Here is a 20,530-nt window from a genome sequence, read left to right on the forward strand (position 1 = left end):
GACAAATCTAGAGTTTTCCCCCCCTTGTGATAGACTGAGCCAGCGTCGATATATAACAATAAGGTAACCCTCATGGAACAGTTAGCACATCTTTATCGTGACCATATTAGCGAGTTAAATAGCCGCGTGGCCGATATCACTTCTCGTGAAAACTTGTCAGGTCTGGTGATCCATTCTGGCCAACCGCATAGACAGTTTTTAGATGATATGGACTATCCATTTAAGGTGAACCCTCACTTTAAAGCTTGGTTACCGGTAACCGATAATCCTAACTCTTGGTTAGTGGTTAATGGCCGAGATAAACCGACACTCATTTTTTATCGTCCTGTTGATTTCTGGCATAAGGTTGCCGATGAACCAACCGATTTTTGGGCTGAGTATGTTGATATTAAATACCTTACCAAGGCCGATAAAGTGGCAGAGTTTTTACCAACGGATATTGATAATTGGGCTTATATTGGCGAGCATTTAGATGTTGCTGATGTACTTGGGTTCACAAGGCGCAATCCTGATTCCGTCTTAAGTTACTTAAACTATCATAGAGCCAATAAAACGGCCTATGAGTTGGCCTGTATGAGAAAGGCCAATAGCATTGCAGTCGCCGGCCATCAAGCGGCAAAGACGGCATTTTACAATGGCGCCAGTGAATTTGAAATCTTGCAGGTTTACCTTAGCGCTATTGCGCAAGGTGAAAACCAAGTGCCCTACAGCAGTATTGTGGCACTAAATGAAAATGCGGCGATATTGCATTACACCGCCCTTGAGCAAACAACTCCCGCACATAGACACTCTTTCTTGATTGATGCTGGCGCTAACTTTCATGGCTACGCCTCAGATATCACTCGAAGTTACGCATTTGAAAAAAATATCTTCGATGATCTTATTACCGCGATGGACAATCTGCAGCTGCAGATTATTGCCATGATGAAACCCGGTGTGAACTACGCTGACTTGCATGTTGCAACTCACCATAAACTGGCACAAATACTGATTGATTTTGATGTTGTTTCAGGTGATGCCAACGGCTTGGTTGAGCAAGGGATCACCAGTGTGTTTTTCCCACATGGGTTGGGGCACATGCTTGGTTTACAGGTTCATGATATGGGTGGTTTCCTTGCTGATGAAAAGGGCGCCCATATTGCTGCACCCGAAGCTCATCCATTTTTACGCTGTACCCGCACCTTAGCTGCAAACCAAGTACTAACAATTGAGCCGGGGGTTTATATTATCGACTCCTTATTGGCTGGGTTGAAACAAGATAAGCGTCAGCAACAGATAAACTGGCACACCGTCGATATCTTGCGCCCTTTTGGTGGAATACGTATTGAAGATAACGTGATCGTGCATAGTGACCGAACTGAAAATATGACCCGAAACTTTGGCCTTGATCGATAAAATATGAGCTGTTTAACTACAGTCTTAACCTTGAAAAATTAAATGAGTCACCTATTTTGAGTGAAAGTTATCTTATCCCCGCAGCCGAACTTTTGATTGAAGAAGAGATAAAGAATAGCCGGTTTATCTCTTATGTATTTCACTGTTCATCTGCCTTAGAGTTTAAGTGTGTACTTACTAACTTGAAGGTTGAATACCCTGGTGCTAACCATTATTGTTATGCATTTGTGGCAGGGGCACCGGATGACAGTATCAATATTGGCTCGAGTGATGATGGTGAGCCGTCAGGGAGTGCGGGGAGACCAATGCTCGCTTCACTACAAGGCTCTAATATTGGTGAGATCGGTGCTGTCGTTATCCGTTATTTTGGTGGTACTAAATTAGGTGTCGGTGGATTGGTTCGGGCCTATAGCTCGGGGCTTAAAAAAGGGCTACCTCAACTAGAGACTCAACTAAAACAGATCCGTTACCCTGGGCAGTTGGTGTGTGACTATCATCAATTAAAAGATGTTGAACACCTTTTTTCACTGTTTGATGTCGTTATTGAGGACAAGGTCTTTACCGAGCAAATAACAATTCAATTTGCTATCCCCAAACACTTAAAAAAGGATTTGAACCAAGAATTAGCAACCATTAGCCAAGGACTGTTAATTGCAACCTATGAGTAGAGTGTATAGGTATACGATTACTGTAAGTAAATCGGTTGTGAACATTATAACGAAGTATGCGAAAATGCATTTGAGCAAAAATGCGCTAGCAATGGGATCCAATGCAATATAGAACAATAATAAGAATTACCGGCCTATTGATGGGGTTGTTTTCCTTGTCTTTACTTCCGCCAGCCCTTGTTGCTGTTATCTATAAAGATGGCGGCGGCATGGCGTTTATTCAGGCGTTTGTCTTGTGTCTCATACTTGGGTTTACCCTTTGGTATCCTAACCGTCGTCATCGTAAAGATCTGCGTACCCGAGAGGGGTTTCTGTTAGTTGTGCTCTTCTGGGTAGTGCTTGGCTCCATCGGTGCAGTGCCGTTCATTTTCTCCGGTCAACCCTCGCTTAGTCTTACCGATAGTTTTTTTGAATCCTTCTCTGCACTAACGACCACTGGTGCCACTGTTATTGTTGGGTTAGACACTCTCCCTAAAGCGATACTATTTTATCGACATCTGCTGCAGTGGTTAGGTGGGATGGGGATTATTGTATTAGCCGTCGCCATTTTACCTGTGCTTGGCGTGGGTGGAATGCAGCTATATCGCGCTGAAACGCCAGGGCCGGTTAAAGATAGTAAGATGACGCCGAGAATTGCAGAAACGGCTAAGGCGCTTTGGTATATCTACTTAGCCCTAACTGTAGCGTGTGCTGTCGCTTATTGGGCTGCGGGTATGGATGTCTTTGATGCAGTTTGTCATTCGTTTTCAACTATTGCGATAGGCGGATTCTCCACTCATGATGCCAGCATGGGTTACTTTGACAGCCCCGCGATAAATATGGTTTGTGTGGTATTCTTGCTAATAGCGGCACTGAATTTCAGCCTCCATTTTGCCGCTTTTTCTCGTCGAGGGATCAACCTTAAAGTCTATTTCAAAGATGCTGAATTTAAAGTATTGATCGTTATTCAATTGGCGTTAACTACGATCTGTTTTGTGACTCTTTACCATTCTGGTATTTATGACTCTCCTGAAGAAACGTTAGATTATGCACTTTTTCAGGCTGTATCAGTGTCGACAACAGCTGGGTTTGGTACCGAAAGCTTCCATTCGTGGCCGCTGTTTTTGCCTATTCTGTTGATTTTCTCTAGTTTCATCGGTGGTAGTGGTGGTTCGACGGCTGGTGGTATTAAGGTGATGAGAGTTATCTTACTGTTGTTACAAGGCTCACGCGAGCTTAAGCGCTTAGTGCATCCTCGCGGCATGTTTTCAATTCGAATTAGTGGTAAGGCGCTGCCCGATCGGGTTATCGATGCTGTATGGGGGTTTTTCTCTGCCTACGCTTTAGTATTTGTGGTGTGTATGCTCATTTTAATGGGGATGGGCATGGATGCGATTACGGCATTTAGTGCTACTGCCGCTTGTCTAAATAACCTAGGGCCTGGCTTAGGTGAGGTTGCGAGTAACTACGCCAGCATTGGCGACGGCGAGAAATGGGTGCTGTTATTTGCGATGCTATTTGGTCGTTTAGAGGTCTTTACCTTATTGATCTTGTTTACCCCTACATTTTGGAAAAATTAAAAAATTTACAGCACGACATTGATTGCTAAGCTAGCTTTAATCATTCAGCATTACGTTAAAGTCGTGGGCCCTTGGCCATAATTTGAATCTGAAAATAGCAGGAAGTTAATGAGTAATACACTAGTTATCTATTCAACAGTTGATGGTCAAACCAAAGCGATTTGTGAACAGGTTAAAAATATTAATCAAGAATTTGGGGCGACGGTAACGCTGGCATCGCTAGATGAAGCAGAAAGCATGGGCTTGGCTCAATTCGACAAGGTCTTAGTTGCTGCAAGTATTCGATATGGTAAGCATAGACCAGAGCTGTATCAGTTTATTAATCGTCACCATGCCGTATTGAGTGCGAAGACAAATGCCTTTTTCTCGGTGAATGTGGTGGCGAGAAAACCCGAGAAAAACACTCCTGAAACTAACCCTTATATGAAAAAGTTTCTGGCGCTTTCATTGTGGCAACCACAACAGCTCGGAGTGTTTGCCGGCAAAATTGATTACCCCAAATATCGACTATTCGATAAGACAATGATCCGTTTTATTATGTGGATGACAAAAGGGCCAACGGATACTAGCGGTACATTTGAATTTACGAATTGGACTCAAGTCGATGAGTTTGCCCGTAGCTTTGCAGAGCGGTAATGATTATCAACGCCAGCCTTGGATATTACTGATAAAAAAGCCTGCGATTGAGCAGGCTTTTTTATGTCGCTAAATTAACTTAAGCGCAATACTTGCGATGTAGTATCGAAATAACTTCGGTAACTTGCTCGTTCTTTAGCGTGTAAAACACCACTTGTGAGCTTTTACGGGTAGCGACTAAGTCTTCTGAACGTAACACCGCTAAATGTTGTGATAATGCTGATTGGCTTAGTGGTACCGTTTCATTTAATTCGGTCACGCTTAACTCTTTATCTAGGAGTAAACATAAAATCATTAACCGGTATGGGTTTGCAATTGCTTTTAGCCATTTTGCAGCACACTGGGCATTAGTCACCATTGCACTTACATCGATTTCTTTTTGCATACGGTTACTCACTTGATAGCCTTTAATTAGTTTATTCTAATTGAGTTGGCGGTATAAAACAATATACCTATGCCGTGCAAGGATCTCAATTTTTGATGTTGATAATATGAGCTGTGCCTAATTTGTGATCCATTCTCCTGTTAAATCGTTGGTTTGCTGCAACAATGAAATCAATATGAAATCTTCCGAGTTGGAATAATGAATAAATCAGTATTGGTACTTTACTACTCTCGTGGCGGTCATACCGCTAGGATTAGTCGCGCGATTGCCGACCGTATCGTCAGCGAAGGGCATCAGTGCGATATGATGCATATTAATGAAGCGAAGGCTGAAGGGGTTGATTGGTCTAAATATGATGTTGTCGCGTTGGGCGCTTGCGTGCTTTACGGCTCATATCATAAGTCGGTGTTTGATTTCGTTACTGAGCATCAAGCGGCATTTTCGGCGAAACCAGCCAGTTTCTTCAGCGTTAACGTAGTAGCACGTAACCCAGAGAAACGTGTTCCTGAAAATAATAAGTACCTACAGAAGTTTATTGAGCTTTCGCCTTGGAAGCCACTCGATGTAAAGGTGATTGCAGGCAAAGTTGATTATCCATCATGGCGTTGGTATGACCGTTTAATGATCCAATTCATTATGAAAATCACTAACGGCCCAACCGATCCCAAGGCTGTTATTGATTACACCGATTGGGACGATGTGAACGTTTACGCTAATCATCTGTTGAGCTTGGCGAAGTAGTTTCGCTTGATAAGTTAAATCAAAAAGCCGTATTTGATGCGGCTTTTAATGTGTCCTGTCCAGAGATGCGTTAATACTTCCAGAAGCTAGGGTGGAACAACACCGCGACGGTTAAGATCTCCAGCCGTCCTAGTAACATCCCAATTGAAAGCGCCCATTTTGCCGTATCGGGTAGCGTCGCGAAATTGCCCGCAGGCCCAATTGTCTGCCCCAGCCCAGGTCCAACGTTAGTAACAGCAGTAATCGCACCGGTAAAACTGGTGACCGGATCTAACCCCGTCAGCACTAATACGATAGATAAGCCCACTATGACCATGGTAAAGAGCAGGATAAAAGTGACTAGTGAGCGCACAATATCATCTCTGATAATGCGGTTGTTATAGCGCTCTTTAAACACCCCGTTAGGATGAAATTGTTGTTTGAGCTGCTCACGCATTATCACGCCAGCGATTTGGAAACGGAAAATTTTAATGCCTCCAGATGTCGACCCAGAACAGCTACCAACAAACATTAGAAATAGGAATACGATATTTGCAACTGCGCCCCAAGCGGAGTAATCCGTTAAGCCATACCCCGTGGTCGTTACAACTGAGACAACATTAAAGCTGGCTAGGCGAAGGGCATCAATAGGAGCTATCTCTCGGCTGGTCCATAACCAAAATGCCACTAATGAAGACACTAAAATGATAAATGTTAAAAAGCCTTTTACCTGGGCATCATTCCAAACCTTTAGGGACTTCTGCTGCACCATGTAGACAAACATTAGTAGCGGTAGACCACCTGCAAGCATAAAGGTAATGCCAACCCAGTGTGCTTGATTAGAGAACGCAGCCATTGAATTATCTGAGGTGGAATAGCCACCTGTTGAGAGGGTTGTCATGGCGTGGTTGATGGCTTGAAACCAATTCATACCGCTGTTGTGGTAAGCCAGAAAACATAAAAAAGTCAGTAGGGCGTAAACAATAAATAGGCTCATTGCCATATGTTGGGTACGGGGAGTTGCCTTGTCGCCCCAATCTGAAGATTCTGTTCTAAACAGCCGCATGCCACCGACATTTAGAAATGGCAGCACGGCAACGGCCATCACGATAAATCCAATGCCACCGAGCCATTGTAATAATGAACGCCAAATCAGAATACTATGATCCATACTGTCGAGACCTGACAGTACAGTTGAGCCTGTGGTGGTGATCCCTGACATGGTTTCAAAAAAAGCATCGGTGTAATTAATGCCGTGATACAAGGTAAAGGGTAGTGCGGCAAATAAGCTAACGATAAACCAGGTAAGGCTAGTTAGCAGGAACATGTCTCGTATGTTGAGGTGCAGTTTCTGAGATTGACCTTGGTGCATACAAAAGCTGGCTGCGGTACCAGCAACCAAGGATGAAATCATGAATGCACCGACGGTCTCTTCACCGTAGTAAAGTGCAAATGCACCGGGGATCAACATAAACGCAGTTAGCGTTGACAGAAAAATCCCCAATATAAACAGCAGAGGCCGATAGTTCAGCATGGTGTTGCGTTAAGCTCCGAGGACATGTTTAAAAGAAGAAGGCGCTTGGTTGGAATAGTTTTTCTACTTCACCGATAAACTTCTTATTTACTAAGAATAGAATGACATGGTCACCTTGCTCAATAACGGTTTTGTCATGTGCCATCAAGACTTCTTCATCCCTGACAATTGCACCGATAGTGGTGCCAGGGGGTAATTTAATATCGCTTATTTTCTTACCAACAACTTTGGAGGTGTTTTTATCGCCGTGGGCAATGGCTTCAATGGCTTCAGCGGCGCCACGTCGAAGTGAATATACGTTACAAATGTCGCCTTGGCGGATATGGGTCAATAAAGCTGAGATCGTGGCTTGTTGAGGAGAGATTGCGATATCAATATTGGCCTCTTGCACAATATCTACATAGGCTTCTCGCTGAATAAGCACCATTACTTTTTTGGCGCCCATACGCTTAGCAAGCAGTGCGGCCATAATATTGGCTTCATCGTCATTGGTGACCGCAATAAATACGTCAGTTTGGTCTATGTGCTCTTCAAGTAATAACTCTTGATCTGAGGCATCACCACAAAATACCGTGGTCTTTTCGAGTTTTTCTGACAACTCTTCGGCGCGTTCTTGCTTATGTTCAATCAGTTTCACTGAGTGGTTACGTTGCAGTTGCTTTGCTAAGCCAAGACCAATGTTACCGCCACCGGCGATCATAATATTGCGATATGAGTTATCGAGTTTTTGCATTTCACTCATGACCGCACGGACATGGCGACTATCGGCAACAAAGAATACTTCGTCATCAGCTTCAATAATCGTGGTGCCACGCGGCATGATCGGTCGGCCCTGCCTGAAAATTGCAGCAACCCTGGTATCAATATTGGGCATGTGCTCTCGCAGCGCAGCTAAAGCATTACCGACAAGCGGACCACCATAATAAGCACGAACGGCAACCAGACTTAATCTGCCTTCAGCGAACTCAAGTACCTGCAATGCGCCAGGGTATTCAACTAAGCGGCCAATGTAGGCGGTGACGAGTTGTTCTGGTGCTATGAGTTCATCAATAATAAAACCGCCTCGATGGCGATTTTCTGAATGCTTGGTTTCGCTATCAATAAATAACTTGTCGCGAAGATTCAGGTACTGCTCAGAACGAATTCGGGCAATTTTAGTTGGGGTGCCAAAAAGTGAATAGGCAATTTGGCAAGCGGCCATATTACACTCATCGCTATTGGTGACGGCAATGAGCATATCGGCGTCTTCAGCCCCAGCTTCCTTTAATACATCTGGATGGGCACCGTGGCCTACTATCACGCGCAAATCGTACTTATCTTGCAAGGTACGTAAGCGCGTTTTATCGGTGTCTACAATGGTGATATCGTTATTTTCACCCACTAAGTTCTCGGCCAATGTGCCGCCAACCTGTCCCGCACCCAAAATGATAATTTTCATTGCCGTACTAATCCTTCACTAGGCGAGCGTAATAAAAGCCATCCATGTTTTCTTGTCCTGGAACAATTTGCCAACCCACATCACTTGGATTTGCTTGCTGTTCGATCGGTATCAAGGTCGCGTCTGGTGTTCTTTGTAGGAAGGCGCTAACCTGATCTTTGTTCTCTTGAGGCAAAATAGAACATGTAGCATACAGGAGTGTGCCACCTGGCTTTAACCACTTCCAGCAATGATCAACTATTTGTGACTGCAATGCTGCCAACTCTTCAATATCATTGTTTTTTCTGAGCCATTTGATATCGGGATGGCGACGGATGACACCCGTTGCTGAGCAAGGTGCATCTAATAAGATGCGATCAAACTTGTCACCTTGCCACCAAGAATCAATATCAGCGGCATCACCATGAATTAATTCTGCTTTTAATGACAGTCTGTCTAGGTTTTGTTGCACGCGTTCGAGTCGTTTAGCGTCGTTATCAACCGCAACTAATTGAATCTCAGGCGCAAGCTCTAATAGGTGACATGTTTTACCACCAGGAGCTGCACAGGCATCGAGAATGAGTTCGTTGTCTTGTGGTGCGAGTAATGTCGCTGCCCATTGTGCCGCGCCATCTTGTACTGAGGCTGAACCAGCCTCAAAGCCGGGAAGCTGCATTACATCTCGCGGGCTGGCCAATAAAATAGCGTCATCGCTGCTGCCTGCTGTTGCCTCAACTTCAACCTCGGCTAATGCGCTTAAATAGGCATCACGGGTTTGTGATTGTTGATTGTTACGCAACCACATTGGTGGCCGTTGGTGGCTTTGTTCAATGATCTCTTGCCAGTTTTCAGGATAGGCGTCTTTAAGGCGCTTAATGATCCATGCTGGCGTGTTATACGCTAGCGTATCGTTATCGGTGGACAATGGTTTTTCTTGGCGCTGAATGGTTCGCAATACCCCATTGACGACTTTAACCATCCCCTCGAATTTTAACTGACGACAGGCTTCTGCAGTTTCAGATATCGCGGCATGACTTGGTATTCGGGTGAAGTAAAGCTGATAACAGCCAACGAGCAGCAGTTGATGCACAATACGCTGCTTGCCCTTGAGAGGCTTATTCATACAGTCGCTAACTTGCTTATCAAGCTGTGGTAGATGACGCATTACGCCGTAGCAAAGTTCGGCTAAAAGGCCCTTGTCTTTACCACTTTCAAGGTGTCGCTGCTGATCGGGCAGGGCAACTGAGAGTGATATTCCTTTTTCAAGAACCTGAAATACTACTTTTGCGGCTAGCGCTCGTAAATTCATTGCCATTAGGTTTGGTCGTCCATTGCGTTAGCCAGTAGGGTGCCTGGAGTAAACCAGTCTGCTCGAGAGTTGAGAATATCAGCCACACTTAATGGCTTTTTGCCTGGCAGTTGCATGCTGGTAATGGTTAATACACCATCTCCAGTTGCGATACTAATACCACTTTTATCTGCAGAAATAACGGTGCCAGGTGTTGCGGTGCTATTACTAGTGCTGACATGACTTTGCCAGACTTTAAGGGTGTTGCCTTCATGCTGATAGTGACTCACTGGCCATGGGTTAAAGGCTCTTATTTCACGCCAGAGTGCCAGTGCCGACTTAGACCAATCTAAGCGTGCTTCCTCTTTCGAAAGCTTCTGAGCATAATTTGCTAAGCTTTCATCTTGCTTTTCAGCGGGGAGGCGATCTTCAGCAATGGCTGCCAATGCCTCAATAAGTGCACTTGGACCTTGTTTAGCCAGTTTCTCATAAAGAGTTGCAGAGGTATCTTCATCTTCAATGGTGAGCTTAGTTTTGAGCAGCATATCACCAGTATCCAGGCCGATATCCATCTGCATTACAGTCACACCGGTTTCAGTGTCTCCTGCCCACAAAGCGCGTTGAATCGGAGCCGCGCCGCGCCAGCGAGGTAATATTGAACCATGGACGTTAATACAGCCTAGACGCGGAGTATCAAGCACGACTTTAGGCAAAATCAAGCCGTAGGCAACAACAACCATGATATCGGCGTCGAGGGCCGCAAGTTCTTGCTGCGCCGTTTCATCACGCAAAGATTTGGGTTGTAGCACTGGAATATCATTCTCGAGTGCCAACTCTTTTACTGGGCTCGATTGCAGTTTCTTACCTCGACCAGCAGGGCGGTCGGGTTGAGTATATACCGCGACAATATTATGCTGTGATTCGATTAGTGCTTGGAGATGGCGGGCGGCAAAGTCTGGCGTACCTGCAAAAATGACATTTAGTGGTTTCAAAAATTTATCCTTGTTTCGCGTCTAATCGAGCTTCTTTTTCTAACTTTTTCTTAATACGTTGACGTTTTAAGGGAGATAGATAGTCAACAAATAGCTTTCCAGCTAAATGGTCTAGTTCGTGTTGTAAGCAGATGGCAAATAGACCTTCAGCTTCTAGCGTAAACTCATTGCCATCACGATCAAGTGCTTTGATGGTAACAAACTCGGCTCTATCCACTTTTGCATAAATACCTGGAACAGACAGGCAGCCCTCTTCATTACAAAAATCACCACTTTTGGCAATGATTTCTAAATTAATGAACACTTTTGGTCGCTCTACTTCATCTTGTAAGTCGATAACGATGAGCTGATGATGAAAATTAACTTGGGTTGCCGCTAGGCCAATCCCCTTTTCTTCATACATTGTTTCGAACATATTATCGATTTGTGTCTGCAATGCAGCGCTAAACTCTGTAACTGGCTTTGCAATCGTGCGTAATCTTTCATCTGGAAAACATAAAACTTTTAGTAAACTCATACCTAAACTCTTAACAAGTCTGTCAAATCTAAGTCAGTTGGTTATACTGGCTTTGGCTAATGGCTCAATTTTAGTCCTTAGCGGCATTCAATAACAGCAAAAGCTCTACTTATTAATTTAATAATGAGCAAATAGCATGGATACCCTGATGAAACGGTTACTATTACTTGCTTCACTTTTACTTGGTTGCACGTTCGTTTTCGCTGACACGTTGACACTTAAATCTGGCCATCCAGACTCTTACGTTGTCAAAAAAGGCGATACTCTTTGGGATATTTCAGCTTTTTTCCTAAAAGATCCTTGGCGATGGCCTAAATTGTGGGGTGCAAACCCACAAGTGGCTAACCCGCATCTTATTTATCCTGGTGACAGACTAACCTTGGTATTTATTGATGGTGAGCCTCGCTTGGTGGTAAAACCTCATTTAAGCAAAAGCCCTGCTGGGCGTATATCACCGAAGAACAGCGCAATTCCAGCCATTGATCTATCGCTTATTCAGCCCTATTTACTGCAAAATAGAGTCGTCGATGCGCAGTGGTTTGAAGGGCAGCCGATGATAATGGGTGGCGAAAGCGAATCTCGACATCATGTCGTGTCTGATATTGTCTATGTGCAAGGAGAGCTTACTGTTGGTGATAAGTTTGGCGTATATAGCAGCGGGCGTGAATTTTCTAATGCGGATGGTGTAGATCTCGGATTGGAGGTGGTTTTAACTGCAAGCGCTCGAGTCGTTGAGTCTGGCCCTGTTTCGAAAGTGGAGCTGTTAAGTAGTTTGCGTGAGACAAAAGCTGGTTACCGCGTTCTGCCAATTGAAGATGATTCACTGATGTCAGCCTATTTTCTGCCCAAAGCAGCAGAAATAACTGCAGCAACGACGGTGTTGGCATCTGGTCAAGATATCCGAGAGATGGGTAAGTTTGATGTGGTTTACCTTGATCGTGGCGATATTGACGGTGTTGAAGCGGGTCAGGTGTTCTCTATTTTTAAAGAGGGTGATGTCATCGTTATCGATGGTGATGGCCAACCGGTACAGCCTAATGACCGTAACCGTTATGAGAAAATATTGGCTAATATCTCGACGAATAGTGCGACACAAATGCCCGATCTTTACCGTGGTAAATTAATGGTCTTCAAAGTATTTGAAAAGGTTAGTCTAGGAATTATCCTAGTCAATGAAAGGCCTGTGCGGGTGGCCGATAAACTCGCTATTCCCGATTCGCTGATAGCCAGCGAATAGTCTAGAGTTAATCTCAGTGTAGTGATAATGCTACGCTGAGACTTAAGAGGATAGGCTATTAATGAAAAGCTGGTCGATTGGCTAGTTGTTTCTGCTGTATCTGGGCTAGGACCCGCTCGGATTAAACAATTAATAAACTACATGGATATGGATGAGTTAAGGCAAAGGTTGACCCATGAACCCGATGCATTACCTCTACCTGAGTCGCTACTCAATGCTAATTTAACTCCCGACTACTCCCTAGTTGATATTGCACTTGCATGGCAACAACAAAGCGAGCTTAACCACCTCGTGTGTTTGAGTGATCCTCTCTATCCTCCAATGCTTAAACAGATTAGCGACCCACCAACTGTCCTTTTTATTAAAGGCAATATAAACAGTTTACTACGTCCGGGCATTGCCATTGTGGGCAGTCGTAATGCAACACCTGGTGGGTTGAAGATGGCTTATTCGCTGTCGTCACAATTGGCTGCTCATCACCTTTCGATTGTTAGCGGTATGGCACTAGGGATAGATGGTGCTGCCCACCAGGCTGCTATTGATAATAGAGGTGCAAGCATCGCAGTTCTGGGTACTGGGGTAGAAGTTATTTATCCCAAAAGACATCGAAGTATTTATCATGACATTCAAAATGATGGCTGCGTTTTGAGTGAGTTTTGGCCGCAAGTAAAGCCATTTTCTGGTAATTTCCCGAAACGAAACCGTATTATTAGCGGTCTAACTATAGGTACCCTAGTGGTAGAAGCTAGCTTGAAAAGTGGCTCTTTAATTAGTGCTCGATTAGCGAATGAGCAGGGACGTGAAGTGTTTGCTGTGCCGGGGAGTGTATTGAGTGGTCAAAGCGTAGGCTGTCATCAGCTTTTACGCGATGGAGCCAAATTAGTCGAGTCGGTTGGCGATATTTTGGAAGAAGTTGCGGTTTTATCCGCCTTCCACCTTGAAGAAGTGATGGCCTGCCACCATATAGAGGAGGAGATAGTCTCTGATTTGCCATTTGCTTCGCTGTTAGCTAGTGTAAGTTATGAAACCACAACGATTGATGACGTGGTTGAACATAGTGGAAAAGCCATAGAGCTAGTATTGGAGCAGTTACTTGAGCTTGAATTACAAGGTTGGGTTACTGCTGTCCCCGGTGGTTATGTAAGACTTAAGAGGAGCTAGCCATGTTTGATATCCTCATGTATCTATTTGAAAACTATGTGCATAGTGAAGCTGAGTTTTTAGTCGATGAAGACGAACTCACAAAAGAATTAACGCGAGCTGGATTTCATCAGTCGGAGATAATTAAAGCCCTGACTTGGTTAGAGGGGTTAGCTGAGCTGCAGGAGGCGGGCACACCTTACCTCTGCAATCATGATCAACAGTCTTTCCGTATTTATACTAAAGACGAGATAAATAAAATTGATGTGGAAAGCCGAGGCTTTCTGTTGTTTCTAGAGCAGATTAAAGTGCTTAGTGTCGAAACACGTGAAATGGTTATCGATCGAGTGATGGAGTTAGACGAAACAACGTTAAATTTAGATGACCTAAAATGGGTTATCTTGATGGTGCTATTTAATGCTCCTGGTCACGAGTCGGCCTATGAACAGATGGAAGATCTGATCTTTGAGCAGCCAGATGGACGATTACACTCATAATAACGTTACCAATTAGTGCAGACACACAAAAGGAGGCTGAAGCCTCCTTTTGTGTGTCTGGCGATAAATGTTCCGTACATTTATTCGCATTTCATCTATCCCTAGGCGCAGGGATAGCGTTAGAGGGAAGTTGATAGATGTATGTTCTAAAATGTTAAATGACTTTCACCGTGAGCTAGGTGTTGTGGTTGTAAATAGTCGCGGTAATCATATCGTCCTTGCTTGTGCAGCCTTGGCTTTGTTTCCTCTTCATTATCATCAAACCCAGCGACTTGAGTGTCTAGCCATTTAGCAAATTGAGCTTGATGCTGGGTTAGAGAGACCATGACTTGCTCGTAACCTTCGAAGTAATCGGTTTTCAGATATTTGCTCAGCTGTACAAGATCGGCATGGTGGTTCTCAGCTAGAAAACGAATAGCCATGTAACTCCACTTGTAAGTCCTATTTTGGCCGTCTTTATATTCGGTGGCAAAAATCTCTTCCAAAGTAGGTGCTTCCGCTATATCACGCTTTATTATGCGAAGAGCTGAAGGGTTGTTATCACCTTTTGATATGTACTCTGCCAAACCCTCTGACCACCACACCATCTTGCTTGGAAAATGTCCAAAGCCGCCATACTTTACAAAATGACCATCTAAATAGTGCACATATTCATGGTTCAAATTCCAAATCGAGAACTCAGGTTCTATCCACCATTGGCGATAGGCAAAGAAAGTGGCTTGATTACCGGGCTTTGATGGGGTTCCTTCGATATACATGCCACCGTTATCAGTTTGGATGTCGAATACTAACTGTCCATAGTAGTGGTACTGGCTCCAGTTTTTGAACGCCACGACTCTTAGCGCATCATTGTTATCGTTGGCTGTCGCCTGTTGTTCTGTTTCCAGCAAATGGTGAAACTGTGATTCTTGTGAGGTGAGTTTAGTACAGCTTTCTTTGAGCTCTTGCTGGTTAAGATCTTGCGCCAAGATGAATAGTGAGTCAGAGCAATGATGCTCTATTGGAAGCGCTTCTTTAAGATCTGGTGTGCGGCATATCTCGCTATTTTCCTGGCAGCGTTCTTGTGCTGCAAAGGTATTAACATGGTAGCCCTTGCTATAGGCATCTTTGGCACTATTTCCGCGTATGGCGACATCTTGCCTAGCAATATTTGCCACCGCCTCATCGACAGCAAGTTCAAGAGCTGTTGCTTCGCCATCTTCTGATGATGGTAGTGCGAGGCGGTAGAGTGCTAAAGCCCAGTATGCATTGGTTCTTGGCCAGTCTTTTTTAGCACGAATACTGGCTGAGCTGGCTGCAAATGTAACCAAAGGTTCATTGAGTTGTGCGGATAGCAAAGTGGCATTAAGCTCACCGTCAGTATCCTTGCGACTGACACTAAACAAAAAACCGTAGGCTTTTAATGTTTCAAGCAGGGCGTAGTCATTGGATTGTTGGCTAGCGGTGTTTGCTAGTTGGGCAAGTTGAGTGTTTAACTGCGGTAGTAATGGTGCTAGTTGCGCTGCACGTTCATTACTCGAGAAGTAGCGATAAACAGTCACCGCATACTGCTCTTGTAAACGTGGTTGATTATCTAATCGGTCAGAATTAGCAAGTTGTTCAAGTGCAGCTGATAAGCCTTTGTAGTCGGCTTCTTCTAGCTTATCCGTTGGGCCGTAGTAACTAAATGCACGGAAGTAATACAATAGCTTGTCAATGCTAATCATATCTTCTGAAGTGGCCAAAGCAGCGCTTGCCTGTTGAAAGTGTGCAACGGTTAGCAGTGGGCTCGCAGCATCAAATAATGCATCTTCTGAAGTTGCTGATATTTGTTGTATTAACTCGGGGTTAAGCGGGGCATTGTTGGTAGTTGAACAACCAGATATTGAACCTGATAGGGCAGCGATAATGGTTAACGCTATTTTGGTTTTTGTATTCATCATTCACACCTCTTTATTTTTTGAATACAATATATCACTGCTTTTTGTCAAAACCTATTAGATGAATACAAAAGTCACGCTAATACTTGGTAGAATAGCGTTATATTGATGAACCGAGAGAATCATGGCTAAAATCGATCAGCAACTGTTTACTACACATGAGCATGCATTGGAGAAAGAGTATGAACTCTGCCCTAAATGTGGCTGTGAATTATCAGTAAGGCACAGTAAGCACGGTGGTTTTATAGGGTGTAATAACTACCCTAGCTGTGACTACACTCGACCGCTAGTGCAGCATGAATCTATCGAAACTCAGGTAATTGAAGGCTCATCCTGTCCAGAGTGTGCCAGTGAATTGGCAGTTAAGTCTGGCCGGTTCGGTATTTTTATTGGTTGCACCAATTATCCTCAATGTCGTCATATTGAAAAACATGACCAAGCTGCTGCTGAAGACGAAATCGATTGTCCCAAGTGTAAAACAGGGCATGTTGAGCATCGAACCAGTCGTTTTGGTAAATCCTTCTATGCTTGTAGTGGTTATCCAAAGTGTAAGTTCTTAGTGAATTACCCGCCTGTAGCTGAAGCTTGCCCAGATTGTGGTTTTGGCATTTTAGTAGAACGTAAAGGGGCGGCTGGAATGCGTTTAGAGTGCCCTGAAAAAGCATGCAAATATAAGCGCCCTGTCTAAATTATCATATTGCCTTTCACTAATGTCGGTTTTGAGTGATCATAACGATATAGCAGGTACAGCTTTATATAAGTAAGGGGAAGGGAGATCGATGTTACAAGTATTGCCAGCTGAAATGGCCGAAATTATTGAGCAAGGGGGCGTTATTGCCTATCCAACAGAGGCTGTTTATGGTCTGGGTTGTGATCCTGACAATGACGAAGCTATTAAGCAATTACTGCAAATTAAGCAGCGTCCTTGGCAAAAAGGACTAATACTCGTAGCAGGTGACTATCAGCAACTACTCCCCTATATAGATGAATCTGAGCTTAGCACTGAGCAGCTGGCATTTGTTCACAGTAAATGGCCTGGTCCTTTTACCTTTATCATGCCGATTAAGCCAGGTTTGTCCAAATTATTGAGTGGCACTTTTGACTCTATCGCAGTGAGAGTGACCTCACATGTCGATGTAAAAGCACTATGCGCGGCAATCAATAAACCCATTGTTTCAACCAGTGCAAATTTATCAGGACAGGATCCTGCGTTATCACCTTTAGCTGTTCAACAGCAGTTTGAGGGGATAATTGCTGGATTAATGGTAGGAGGCCTAGGCAGTCAGACGGCTCCCTCTACTATTATCGATGCCAAGAGTGGCAACATTATAAGAAAAGGTTAACCAAGGAAAAGTATGAGCACACCAGATTCAGCAGTAGTAAAAGCTTTCTTACTCGATCTTCAAACTCGAATTTGTAATGGACTTCAAACGCTAGATGGCTCTGCACAATTTGTAGAGGACTCTTGGAAGCGTGAAGAGGGTGGCGGCGGACAAAGTCGTGTATTGACCAATGGTGCGGTATTTGAGCAAGCTGGCGTTAACTTTTCTCACGTTACTGGTGCTTCTATGCCAGCATCGGCAACTGCACATCGACCTGAGCTTGCTGGACGTAGTTTTGAGGCGATGGGAGTATCATTGGTTATCCACCCTAAAAACCCGCATATTCCCACAACTCATGCCAATGTACGTTTCTTTATCGCTCAGAAAGAGGGCGCTGACCCCGTATGGTGGTTTGGTGGTGGGTTTGATTTGACTCCTTATTACCCTTATTTAGAAGATGTTGTAGAGTGGCACCAAAATGCTAAGTCTCTGTGCGAGCCTTTTGGTGATGAGGTTTATCCAAAGTATAAGCAATGGTGTGATGAGTATTTCTGGTTACCACATCGCAATGAGACTCGTGGCGTGGGTGGCTTATTCTTTGATGATCTCAATAAAGAGGGCTTCGATAAGAGCTTTGCCTTTATGCAAGCAGTGGGTAATGGCTTTATAACCGCTTATGCGCCAATTGTTGAGCGCCGCAAAGAGACTGAATACGGCGAACATGAGCGTCAATTCCAACTATACCGCCGTGGCCGATATGTAGAATTTAATCTGGTATATGACCGTGGTACTTTGTTTGGATTACAAACGGGTGGTCGTACTGAGTCGATTTTGATGTCGATGCCACCACTGGTGCGCTGGGAATATGCTTATACCCCGGAGGTAGGTAGCCCCGAAGCTACTTTATATAGCGATTATCTTAAGCCTAGAGATTGGTTGAGCTTATAGTTATAAAGCGAAACCAATATCCAACTAAGGTTATTGGTTTCGCATATGATCCGCTAGTGTCGAAATCGCACTATAAATAGCTTGTTGATGCTGCGTCTCAGATACTTCCAACTCAATTGCCGCTTTCATGCAGATTAACCATTGATCTCGCATCGCTTCATCAACTTTAAAAGGCATATGCCTGGCTTTTAAAGCTGGGTGCCCATGTTTTTGTTGATACAGCTGTGGTCCACCTAACCAGCCGCTGAGAAATTCAAACAACTTTTGTTCGGATTCGCTAATGGGGGCGCGGTGAATATCCAGTAACTCTTTGGTTTCTTGTTTAGATTGCATCTGCAGATAGAACTGCTGAGCAATGGCTCGAATCGTTGTCTCACCACCAATACGATCATATGCATTTGACTGTTGCGGATCTCGTTCTTCAGTCACTTCCTTTTTACCTACTAAATGTTTAAACCAGTTCATCTTTGCTCTCCAACAAAAGTTATGTCGCCATTGTAGCAATAGGTGTACTGAAAATAACTGTGACGGAATAGATTGCTCGTAATGAAATCCGCGGTAAACTCATTTTATATTTAGTTTAGCGAGAAATAGAGTGTTGAGCATGACAGACAGATACGCAGTATTTGGCAACCCAATAAGACACAGTAAATCACCTAAAATTCATGGGATGTTTGCTGCTGAAACAGCACAACTATTATGCTATGAAGCCATTTTAGCGCCTGTGGATGCATTTGAAGCTAGTTTTAGGACATTTGTTGCTAACCAAGGTTTGGGCGCAAATGTTACAGTGCCCTTTAAGGAACAAGCTTTTGCGCTGTGTGATGAATTAAGTGAGCAAGCGCAGTTAGCGGGTGCCGTGAATACATTATCTGTATTGAGTGATGGCAGAGTGCGTGGTGACAATACCGACGGTCTGGGTCTTGTTGCTGACTTGCAACGACAGTTCGGTAGCCTTAAAGGTTTAAATATTCTACTCGTTGGTGCTGGTGGTGCGGCAAGAGGCTGTGTATTGCCATTATTACAAGCAGACATCGCCAAGCTGACGATTGTTAATCGCACCCAATCTAAAGCTGAAGCATTAGTAGATATATTCAGTCAATTCGGCAATATAAGCACATTACCTATTGAGCATACAGCGCAAAGCTATGACGTGATCATTAACTCAACGTCTTCAAGCTTAAGCGGTGATGTACCTAATATCAGTTCTCAAACGATAGCCGAAGACACCGTTTGCTACGATATGATGTATGGCAAGGAGCAAACAAGCTTTAACAGCTGGGCATTAGCTCATGGCGCTAAGCAAGCAGTTGATGGTTTAGGTATGTTGGTTGGGCAGGCAGCGCAAAGCTTTTTGATATGGCGTAACGTTAAGCCAGGCGTTGAAACTGTATTATCGCAGTTACGATCAGAGCTTTAATCGAGAGCGAAATGAATCAAAGTATATTGTTTCCAGATTTACAAGATTGGGATCCGAAATCCCGGAGCGTCGTTTTCCCCGTCCAAGTGCAAGGTAGCAATATAGAGTGCCGTATTGGGATCGCCAAATTGGCTCAACTATCTCAGACTCCGATTAATACCGAGCAACCAGATAATGCGAGTTGGGCGTTGGCTCTGTTTGATGAGTATCGTTTTGATATAGAAGATGAGGTAGAGCAACTCATCGAACAGGAGTCATTCGATGAGCTTGGTAGGCTGATACTTATATAAAGCTATCTAGCAAATACGCTTTACTCGCCTTCTTGCAAATATTCATTCTTAAGTCTGACATAGTTGTCAGCAGACTGAGGTAAGAAGGCGAGCTCTGCTTCAGTAAGAGGCCTAGCTGGTTTTGCTGGACTGCCCACATATAGATAACCACTCTTTAATACTTTATTGGGTGGAACCAAAGAGCCCGCACCCAAGATCACGTCATCTTCCAACACTGCCCCATCAAGAATAATAGCGCCCATGCCTACCAATATACGGTTACCGACTCTGCAGCCGTGCAGCATCGCTTTATGACCAACGGTTACGTCATCACCGATAATTAATGGCTGCCCTTCAGGTAATGAAGGAGATTTGCGAGTGACGTGTAATACGCTGCCGTCTTGAATGTTGGTTCTCTTACCAATATAGATATGATTAACATCACCACGAGCAGCGACCAAAGGCCAAACGCTAGAATCATCGTCTAAAGTGATATCACCCACTAAAACACATGCTTCATCGATATAAACATCGTTTTTAAGCTGTGGCACAATTCCTTTATATGAACGTAGTGACTTCTTGTTTTGCGAGTTAGTCATCTCAAAATCCTTAAAGTGGCTGTTTTGGGCATTATAAAGCGTAAAAAGTAGCTAGTCAGGGTGTTTTG

At 44.0% G+C, this 20,530-nt stretch carries 22 protein-coding genes; 13 read left to right on the top strand and 9 right to left on the bottom strand.

What is annotated here, in order from left to right; translation table 11 throughout:
• Window positions 1-72: 72 nt before the first annotated feature.
• From pepQ to hemG (JK628_RS00180), 4 genes are all read left to right on the top strand, one after another.
• The gene (gene pepQ / locus JK628_RS00165; RefSeq protein ID WP_202287284.1) at window positions 73-1,395 is read left to right on the top strand and encodes a Xaa-Pro dipeptidase; all 1,323 of its coding nucleotides are present in this window, start codon (window positions 73-75) and stop codon (window positions 1,393-1,395) included.
• A gap of 56 nt (window positions 1,396-1,451) precedes the next feature.
• Window positions 1,452-2,063: a YigZ family protein gene (locus tag JK628_RS00170; RefSeq protein ID WP_202287285.1), complete on the top strand. Its 612-nt coding sequence runs from the start codon at window positions 1,452-1,454 to the stop codon at window positions 2,061-2,063.
• A gap of 101 nt (window positions 2,064-2,164) precedes the next feature.
• A complete protein-coding gene (locus tag JK628_RS00175) occupies window positions 2,165-3,622 on the top strand; it encodes a TrkH family potassium uptake protein (protein WP_202287286.1) in 1,458 nt (485 codons plus the stop codon).
• Window positions 3,623-3,730: 108 nt separating this feature from the next.
• On the top strand, window positions 3,731-4,258 hold the full coding sequence (gene hemG / locus JK628_RS00180) for a menaquinone-dependent protoporphyrinogen IX dehydrogenase (RefSeq protein WP_202287287.1): 528 nt from the start codon (window positions 3,731-3,733) through the stop codon (window positions 4,256-4,258).
• Window positions 4,259-4,337: 79 nt separating this feature from the next.
• Here the strand turns inward: hemG (JK628_RS00180) and JK628_RS00185 are convergent, their stop codons facing one another.
• Window positions 4,338-4,643, bottom strand: a complete 306-nt coding sequence (locus JK628_RS00185) for an ArsR/SmtB family transcription factor (RefSeq protein ID WP_202287288.1) — start codon at window positions 4,641-4,643, stop codon at window positions 4,338-4,340.
• A gap of 198 nt (window positions 4,644-4,841) precedes the next feature.
• Between JK628_RS00185 and hemG (JK628_RS00190) the strand changes: the two genes are divergently transcribed.
• Window positions 4,842-5,384, top strand: a complete 543-nt coding sequence (gene hemG, locus JK628_RS00190) for a menaquinone-dependent protoporphyrinogen IX dehydrogenase (RefSeq protein WP_202287289.1) — start codon at window positions 4,842-4,844, stop codon at window positions 5,382-5,384.
• A 70-nt stretch (window positions 5,385-5,454) separates the two neighbouring features.
• On the opposite strand, the gene JK628_RS00195 is transcribed toward hemG (JK628_RS00190), so the two are convergent.
• From JK628_RS00195 to def, 5 genes are read right to left on the bottom strand one after another with little or no spacing between them, the layout of a single operon-like run.
• Window positions 5,455-6,897, bottom strand: a complete 1,443-nt coding sequence (locus JK628_RS00195) for a TrkH family potassium uptake protein (protein WP_202287290.1) — start codon at window positions 6,895-6,897, stop codon at window positions 5,455-5,457.
• 28 nt (window positions 6,898-6,925) lie between these two features.
• On the bottom strand, window positions 6,926-8,335 hold the full coding sequence (trkA, locus tag JK628_RS00200; RefSeq protein WP_202287291.1) for a Trk system potassium transporter TrkA: 1,410 nt from the start codon (window positions 8,333-8,335) through the stop codon (window positions 6,926-6,928).
• 7 nt (window positions 8,336-8,342) lie between these two features.
• Window positions 8,343-9,623, bottom strand: coding sequence for a 16S rRNA (cytosine(967)-C(5))-methyltransferase RsmB (rsmB, locus tag JK628_RS00205; RefSeq protein WP_202289626.1), 1,281 nt, complete (start codon window positions 9,621-9,623; stop codon window positions 8,343-8,345).
• Window positions 9,624-9,628: 5 nt separating this feature from the next.
• Window positions 9,629-10,594, bottom strand: a complete 966-nt coding sequence (fmt, locus tag JK628_RS00210; RefSeq protein WP_202287292.1) for a methionyl-tRNA formyltransferase — start codon at window positions 10,592-10,594, stop codon at window positions 9,629-9,631.
• Between the two features lie 4 nt (window positions 10,595-10,598).
• A complete protein-coding gene (gene def / locus JK628_RS00215; RefSeq protein WP_202287293.1) occupies window positions 10,599-11,111 on the bottom strand; it encodes a peptide deformylase in 513 nt (170 codons plus the stop codon).
• Window positions 11,112-11,247: 136 nt separating this feature from the next.
• Here def and JK628_RS00220 point away from each other — a divergent pair, with 136 nt between their 5' ends.
• The 3 genes from JK628_RS00220 (at window position 11,248) to JK628_RS00230 (ending at window position 13,985) form a co-directional block, all read left to right on the top strand.
• Window positions 11,248-12,348 carry a LysM peptidoglycan-binding domain-containing protein gene (locus JK628_RS00220; RefSeq protein WP_202287294.1) on the top strand — a complete coding sequence of 367 codons (1,101 nt, stop codon included), beginning with the start codon at window positions 11,248-11,250 and terminating at the stop codon, window positions 12,346-12,348.
• Window positions 12,349-12,489: 141 nt separating this feature from the next.
• Entirely contained in the window at window positions 12,490-13,509 is a 1,020-nt protein-coding gene (dprA, locus tag JK628_RS00225) for a DNA-processing protein DprA (RefSeq protein WP_202287295.1), read from the top strand.
• A 2-nt stretch (window positions 13,510-13,511) separates the two neighbouring features.
• Window positions 13,512-13,985 carry a DUF494 family protein gene (locus JK628_RS00230; protein WP_202287296.1) on the top strand — a complete coding sequence of 158 codons (474 nt, stop codon included), beginning with the start codon at window positions 13,512-13,514 and terminating at the stop codon, window positions 13,983-13,985.
• 146 nt (window positions 13,986-14,131) lie between these two features.
• Here the strand turns inward: JK628_RS00230 and JK628_RS00235 are convergent, their stop codons facing one another.
• Window positions 14,132-15,907 (bottom strand): collagenase, encoded by a 1,776-nt coding sequence (locus JK628_RS00235; RefSeq protein ID WP_237524098.1) that lies wholly within the window; start codon window positions 15,905-15,907, stop codon window positions 14,132-14,134.
• A gap of 121 nt (window positions 15,908-16,028) precedes the next feature.
• Between JK628_RS00235 and JK628_RS00240 the strand changes: the two genes are divergently transcribed.
• From JK628_RS00240 to hemF, 3 genes are all read left to right on the top strand, one after another.
• Window positions 16,029-16,592, top strand: a complete 564-nt coding sequence (locus JK628_RS00240; RefSeq protein WP_202287297.1) for a DNA topoisomerase family protein — start codon at window positions 16,029-16,031, stop codon at window positions 16,590-16,592.
• Between the two features lie 91 nt (window positions 16,593-16,683).
• Entirely contained in the window at window positions 16,684-17,247 is a 564-nt protein-coding gene (locus tag JK628_RS00245) for an L-threonylcarbamoyladenylate synthase (protein WP_202287298.1), read from the top strand.
• A gap of 12 nt (window positions 17,248-17,259) precedes the next feature.
• Window positions 17,260-18,174, top strand: coding sequence for an oxygen-dependent coproporphyrinogen oxidase (gene hemF, locus JK628_RS00250; RefSeq protein ID WP_202287299.1), 915 nt, complete (start codon window positions 17,260-17,262; stop codon window positions 18,172-18,174).
• Window positions 18,175-18,204: 30 nt separating this feature from the next.
• Here hemF and JK628_RS00255 read toward each other — a convergent pair whose 3' ends face one another.
• Window positions 18,205-18,639 carry a group II truncated hemoglobin gene (locus tag JK628_RS00255; protein WP_202287300.1) on the bottom strand — a complete coding sequence of 145 codons (435 nt, stop codon included), beginning with the start codon at window positions 18,637-18,639 and terminating at the stop codon, window positions 18,205-18,207.
• 139 nt (window positions 18,640-18,778) lie between these two features.
• Here JK628_RS00255 and aroE point away from each other — a divergent pair, with 139 nt between their 5' ends.
• Together aroE and JK628_RS00265 are read left to right on the top strand one after the other, a co-directional pair.
• Entirely contained in the window at window positions 18,779-19,594 is an 816-nt protein-coding gene (gene aroE / locus JK628_RS00260) for a shikimate dehydrogenase (protein ID WP_202287301.1), read from the top strand.
• Between the two features lie 11 nt (window positions 19,595-19,605).
• On the top strand, window positions 19,606-19,884 hold the full coding sequence (locus tag JK628_RS00265) for a DUF1488 domain-containing protein (protein ID WP_202287302.1): 279 nt from the start codon (window positions 19,606-19,608) through the stop codon (window positions 19,882-19,884).
• 20 nt (window positions 19,885-19,904) lie between these two features.
• On the opposite strand, the gene JK628_RS00270 is transcribed toward JK628_RS00265, so the two are convergent.
• Window positions 19,905-20,462: a gamma carbonic anhydrase family protein gene (locus JK628_RS00270; protein ID WP_202287303.1), complete on the bottom strand. Its 558-nt coding sequence runs from the start codon at window positions 20,460-20,462 to the stop codon at window positions 19,905-19,907.
• Between the last annotated feature and the right edge of the window lie 68 nt (window positions 20,463-20,530).

The organism is Shewanella sp. KX20019 (assembly GCF_016757755.1).
Lineage (GTDB): Bacteria > Pseudomonadota > Gammaproteobacteria > Enterobacterales > Shewanellaceae > Shewanella.